We start from the raw sequence: 5,175 nt of genomic DNA, 5'->3' as shown, positions 1-5,175 counted from the left end.
GCCTTGCGCGACGCCGTCTTTCAGAAGCGCATGAACCCCCAGAAGTATGATGCCTTCGACGAGAAGCTGCGAAAGTATGCGGAAGAGATCCTCCTCAACCTGAACCGCCGCTTCGGCTATTCGAAGGAGAGCGCGCTCGACACGGTGCTCTTCGCTCTGAGGAAGAGAATCATCGACTTCGCCGAGATCATCAGCTAGGCGGAAGGGATTCTTCGCCACAAACTCCGGTCCGTCAGGATCTTCACAACGTGAGCGCGCCTCGGGCTAATCGTGCTTCGAACTTTTGTCGCCGTCGCACCGTAGCCAGGGAGAGGTCGAGCTATGATCCATTCGCTCTGGAGTCACGTTCGGTACGCTTGCCGGAGTCTCGCTACCCGGCCTGCTTTCACGGCGGTAGCCCTCGTCTCGCTGGCGCTGGGAATCGGGGCAAACACGGCTATCTTCAGCCTCGTCAACGCGATACTGCTTAGAGAGATCCCGCTCGATAACCCCGAGGAGCTCGTCGAGGTCTATTACTCGACGCCGGATTTCGAGTACGGGGTGTTGTCCTATCCCGATTACGATGAGTTCGTGGAGAGCACCAGCCACGTCTTTTCGCAGGTCTCCGCCATGAAACTCGCCTTGGCGCGGGTCGAGCGGGGCGAACGGATCGAGGTACTTCCCGCCGAAGTCGTCACGGGCAACTACTTCGAGATGCTTGGCGTCGAAGCTGCCGTCGGGCGGACGATCTCGCCCCAGGACGACGTGGCGCCGGACGCACATCCCGTCGTCGTGCTCGGCTACGGCTATTGGCAGAGCGCCTGGGGCGGCGATCCCGAGGTCTTGGGCCAGACACTTCGCATGGGAAGCCGGCCTTATACGATCATCGGTGTCGCTCCCGAGGCGTACCCGGGTCACCTGCGCGGCCTGGTTCCGTCGGTGTTCGTGCCCCGGATGATGGTCAACGACATCCAGGGCGGGCAAGGTGACGAGCTCCGGAATCGGGGGAACCACTCTTTGTTCGTGCGGGCGCGGCGACTATCGAGCGTGACCCTCGTCGAGGCCCGGGCCGCCGCGGACTCCGCCGCCGCCCGCATCGGGGAAACCGCGCCGGAAGACTGGGACCCCCAGGGGGCGTTCGTGATCGTTCCGAGTGAGGAAGTCGTTCTCTTCCCTCCGGTCGACCGCTTCATTCATGCCGCCGCATGGCTCCTGATGGTCGTGGTGGGGCTCGTGCTGCTCATCGCTTGTATCAATCTGGCGAGCTTCCTCCTGGCCCGCGCCCTCGATCGACGCAAGGAGATCGCGTTGCGGCTCGCCCTGGGCGCGGGACGGCGGGACCTCGTGGGGCAGCTTTTGACGGAGACCACGCTACTTTCCCTGCTCGGTGGCGTCCTGGGAGTGGCCGTTGGCGCCATGCTTCTCAAGCTGCTCCTGAGCGCGGATTTGCCACTCCCTCTTCCAATCACGATCGATCCACGGCTCGACGCGACCGTGCTCGGGTTCACACTTCTGGTATCCATTGCCGCCGGCCTGTTGCTCGGACTCGTTCCCGCGGTGCAGGCGACTCGTCCCGACGTCGCGGCCGTAATCAAAGACGAGACCGCAGGGGTGGGCAGAAGCGGTAAGTTTGGCATGAGAAACGTGCTCGTGGTGGCACAGGTGGCGACTTCGCTCGTTCTGCTCGTCGGCGCCGGGCTGTTCCTCAGAAGTCTGCAGCGTATCCAAACGACCGATCCCGGCTTTGGCCGCGACCCGGCCGCCGTGGTGTCGATAGGGCTCTCGTCCCGCTACGAATCGGACGAGGAAGGGCTTCTCTTCTTCGAGCGGCTGGAGCGTGAGTTCCGCTCGCTTCCGGGTGTCTCGGCCGTGGGCGCCACCAGCAATCTGCACCTGAACCAGCTCAGCATCCAGAACATCAACGTCAACGTGGACGGAGTCGAGCCGCCACCGGGCCGCGACGCGCACATCCTCGATCGGGCCACGGTTACTCCTGGATTCTTCGAGGCTTCCGGAGTGCGCATCCTGCGCGGGCGAAACTTCGACGAGCGCGACCGCGGTGACGCGCGGCGGGTTGCGGTCATCAACGAGGCGATGGTTGAGAAGTTTTGGCCGGATAGGGATCCCATCGGGGCTGTCGTTCACCGAACGGAAGGTGAGGGAGATTTGGAGGTCATCGGCATCGCCAGCAATGCCAAGATTCGCTCGATCGGGGAGGCGCCCCGAGCTTTCGTCTACCTCCCTTTGAGTCAGTCCTACACCTCGTTCCTCACGCTCATCGCCAAGACCGACGTCGATCCGAACCGAACCGCCACCGACATGATGGCGGCCGCCCGGAAGCTGGATGAAAGCCTCCTCCTCTGGGAGGCGAAAACACTCGAACGACACCTCGCGATCGTTAAGCTTCCGGCGAGGTTGTCCGCACTCGTGCTCGGCAGCTTCGCGGTGCTCGCCCTGGCTCTTGCTTCGATGGGCCTCTACGGCGTCGTCAGCTACGCGGTGGCTCAACGCCTTCGAGAAGTCGGCATTCGGATCTCGCTCGGTGCCGAAAGCCGGGACGTGGTGGGAATGCTCATGGGCTCGGGGATGCGTCTCGTCGTGCTCGGTGGGGTGCTTGGCCTCGCGGCATCGCTCGCGATCGCCCCGGCGCTTTCCAGCTTGCTCTTCGCGGTCGAGCCCGTCGATCTGGTGGCTTTCACGGTCATGCCCGTCGTGCTCTTGGTGGTGGCGCTTCTGTCCGCCTACCTGCCCGCTCGGCGAGCCAGTCGCATCGATCCGATCAGGGCCCTCCGGGTCGAATGAGCTGCGCTCCGACTCCAGGGCGCGACGGCAAAAACTTGCAAATGCATTCGACCTCAGCGATCGTTCCGGCATGGATACGATTACGAACCGTATCGACGAAGACCTGAAAAAGCTGCTCGATCGCTATTGCGAAGAGCATGGTCTCGAAGCACGGGCGGTCGTTCAAGAGGCGATCGCACAGTGGTTGGAAGATGCGGAAGATCTCACCTTGATCGAAGAGCGCCGACGCGGTCCGTGGGTCGAGTGGGAAGTGTATCGGCGTATTCTCGACCGCCGTTGACTACGGCTTCTCTACTTCACATCGGGAGCTCGAACGACCGGTTCAAGCACACCACGGGTGTCGTCGAGCACCGCGCCGTTCACCACGAGGTCCGCTGGACGCGCGGGATGAGAGAGGATGTTCTCTACGGTGAGCTCCACCCCCTGGCGAGGGCTTCCGATCGCACCCGCCCAATCACGGAGGTCCCCCGGACCGAACGCGTCCCGATCGACACCTCGCTCTCGAAACGACGCGATGAAGCTCTCCGCGTCGAAAGACGCCATTCGGCACGAGCTATGGCCCACCACTACGATAGCTCGCACCTCGAACAAGAAGATTTTCACGAGGAGGGAGCGAATCGTCGTACTTTCTCTTGGCACGAACGCGCCGGCGGTCCGAAACCAGAGGACCTTCTCTCCCTCGAGGCCCAGGGCAGGCGCCATTAACCCATCCAGCCGGGGATCGAAACACGAGACCACGATGAGAGCGGCTGGACTCGGGGGAGGCAACGGATGAGGCGCGCGCCCCGCCACAAAGCGCCGGTTCCGTTCGAGGATCTCTTCGAAGTGCATGGTAAGGTTATAACATATGTTATAATAACGCCGGAGAATTCTTAATGGGAACGGTGAAGCTGACCACAGTCGGAAATTCCACGGGAATCGTTTTGCCCAAGGAGATCCTACAACGTCTTCACGTCGACAAGGGCGACCGGCTCTACGTTGTCGAAACGCCGAACGGTTTCGAGCTAACTCCCTATGATCCCGATTTTGCCGCTCAGATGGATGACGCCGAAAGCATAATGCGCGAGGACCGAGACGTCTTGAAAAAACTGGCTGAATGACGTCCGAAGGGAGGCCGATCTGGATCCGAGAGGACGTCGTTGAGGCAATCCATTCCAGGCAGCTTGCAGAGCACGGCGGAAGTGCGGGGGTTCGAGACGCGGGATTGCTCAGCTCGGCTTTGGCGCGGCCTCGGAATCTCCTAGCTTACTCGAATCAGGTTCCGGACCTGGCCGTCCTGGCGGCGGCTTATGCGTCGGGTATCATGCGAAACCATCCATTCGTCGACGGAAACAAGCGTACGGCGTACGTCGTAGGCCGTCTCTTTCTCAGGTTGAACGGACACGACATCTCGGCCACGAGAGAGGACAAGTACCGAACTTTCCTGCGGCTGGCTGGCGGAGAATTTTCCGAACAGGAGCTGGTCGACTGGATAAGAGAGCGCTTGGTCGAACGAAGTCATGATTGACCTATGTCGCATCGCGCTCAAGGGCCCTCCCAATCGAATGAGCTAGAATGCCCGGTGTCAGTCTCGGTGAGCGAGCAGGAGCGGGTTCTCGTCGTCCGGGCCGGGGCGCTAGGCGATACGTTGATGACGACGCCGCTGCTGCGCGCTTTGCACGAGGGCTCACCCCAGCGGCCGATCGACGTTCTCTGCGCCGCTTCCGCGGCTCCGCTCCTGGAGCGTAACACTCGCGTTGCCGAGGTCCTGCCTCTTCGGTATCGTAATCTCCCCTACCTTCTCTCGCCCGAAAAGCAAAAGCTTGCGAGAAAGCTCCGGGCTCGCGCCTACACTCGGGCGATACTCCTCGAGCGCCGGGATCATTACCGAAGACTTCTCGAGCGTGCCGGTATCGAGTCCATCGAAAGCTTTCGAGAAACCCCGTTCGACGCGAAAGCCCACGCCATCGTGAACAATCTGAAAGCCGCGGGCCTCGAGTCCATCGGCGCCGATCTCGATATGGAAGCCCATTGGTCCGAGGAAGACGAGCGACGAGCGGAGGGGCTCATCGTGGGACTTCCGAGGCCCATCGTGGGGATCCACATGGGCTATGGTCCCCGCTGCAAGAAGCGACGGCAAAGCGAGCGGCTCAAGGGCTGGCCGCTCGCACACTTCGTCGAGCTCTGCCAGACTCTGTCCCGTCAGGGGTCGAGCCTCGTGTTCACGGGATCGAGCGAGGATCGCAGGGACGTCGTGCGGGTGACCTCCCGGCTTTCGGGAGTTTCTTTCGCGAACCTCGCCGGTCGAACGTCGGTCTGTGAGCTCGCGGCACTGATTTCGAGGCTCGATCTCTTCGTTTCCGTAGATTCGGGCCCGGCCCACCTCGCCGCAGCCGTGGCGACGCCCCTCGTGGT

At 62.2% G+C, this 5,175-nt stretch carries 7 protein-coding genes; 6 read left to right on the top strand and 1 reads right to left on the bottom strand.

Annotated features, from left to right (window positions below; translation table 11 throughout):
- From VEK15_16005 to VEK15_15995, 3 genes are all read left to right on the top strand, one after another.
- On the top strand, positions 1 to 198 hold a 198-nt coding region (locus VEK15_16005), incomplete at its 5' end, for a hypothetical protein (GenBank protein HXV62205.1).
- 123 nt (positions 199 to 321) lie between these two features.
- On the top strand, positions 322 to 2,781 hold the full coding sequence (locus VEK15_16000) for an ABC transporter permease (GenBank protein ID HXV62204.1): 2,460 nt from the start codon (positions 322 to 324) through the stop codon (positions 2,779 to 2,781).
- Between the two features lie 70 nt (positions 2,782 to 2,851).
- Positions 2,852 to 3,061 carry a DUF6290 family protein gene (locus tag VEK15_15995; GenBank protein ID HXV62203.1) on the top strand — a complete coding sequence of 70 codons (210 nt, stop codon included), beginning with the start codon at positions 2,852 to 2,854 and terminating at the stop codon, positions 3,059 to 3,061.
- An 11-nt stretch (positions 3,062 to 3,072) separates the two neighbouring features.
- On the opposite strand, the gene VEK15_15990 is transcribed toward VEK15_15995, so the two are convergent.
- Entirely contained in the window at positions 3,073 to 3,612 is a 540-nt protein-coding gene (locus tag VEK15_15990; protein ID HXV62202.1) for a carbonic anhydrase, read from the bottom strand.
- Positions 3,613 to 3,656: 44 nt separating this feature from the next.
- On the opposite strand from VEK15_15990, the gene VEK15_15985 reads away from it, so the two are divergent.
- From VEK15_15985 to VEK15_15975, 3 genes are all read left to right on the top strand, one after another.
- Positions 3,657 to 3,881: an AbrB/MazE/SpoVT family DNA-binding domain-containing protein gene (locus tag VEK15_15985; GenBank protein HXV62201.1), complete on the top strand. Its 225-nt coding sequence runs from the start codon at positions 3,657 to 3,659 to the stop codon at positions 3,879 to 3,881.
- On the top strand, positions 3,878 to 4,288 hold the full coding sequence (locus VEK15_15980; GenBank protein ID HXV62200.1) for a type II toxin-antitoxin system death-on-curing family toxin: 411 nt from the start codon (positions 3,878 to 3,880) through the stop codon (positions 4,286 to 4,288). The genes VEK15_15985 and VEK15_15980 overlap by 4 nt, the downstream gene beginning before the upstream one ends.
- 54 nt (positions 4,289 to 4,342) lie before the next feature.
- On the top strand, positions 4,343 to 5,175 hold an 833-nt coding region (locus tag VEK15_15975), incomplete at its 3' end, for a glycosyltransferase family 9 protein (protein ID HXV62199.1).

This window comes from Vicinamibacteria bacterium, assembly GCA_035620555.1.
In the GTDB taxonomy this organism is placed as follows: Bacteria; Acidobacteriota; Vicinamibacteria; order Marinacidobacterales; family SMYC01; genus DASPGQ01.
The sequence above is the reverse complement of the archived record's forward strand: the minus strand, read 5'-3'. Positions and strand labels throughout refer to the sequence as shown.

Coding starts and splice junctions, on each gene's coding strand:
- VEK15_16000 (HXV62204.1), top strand. CDS start 322: ATGATCCATTCGCTCTGGAGTCACGTTCGGTACGCTTGCCGGAGTCTC.
- VEK15_15995 (HXV62203.1), top strand. CDS start 2,852: ATGGATACGATTACGAACCGTATCGACGAAGACCTGAAAAAGCTGCTC.
- VEK15_15990 (HXV62202.1), bottom strand. CDS start 3,612: ATGCACTTCGAAGAGATCCTCGAACGGAACCGGCGCTTTGTGGCGGGG.
- VEK15_15985 (HXV62201.1), top strand. CDS start 3,657: ATGGGAACGGTGAAGCTGACCACAGTCGGAAATTCCACGGGAATCGTT.
- VEK15_15980 (HXV62200.1), top strand. CDS start 3,878: ATGACGTCCGAAGGGAGGCCGATCTGGATCCGAGAGGACGTCGTTGAG.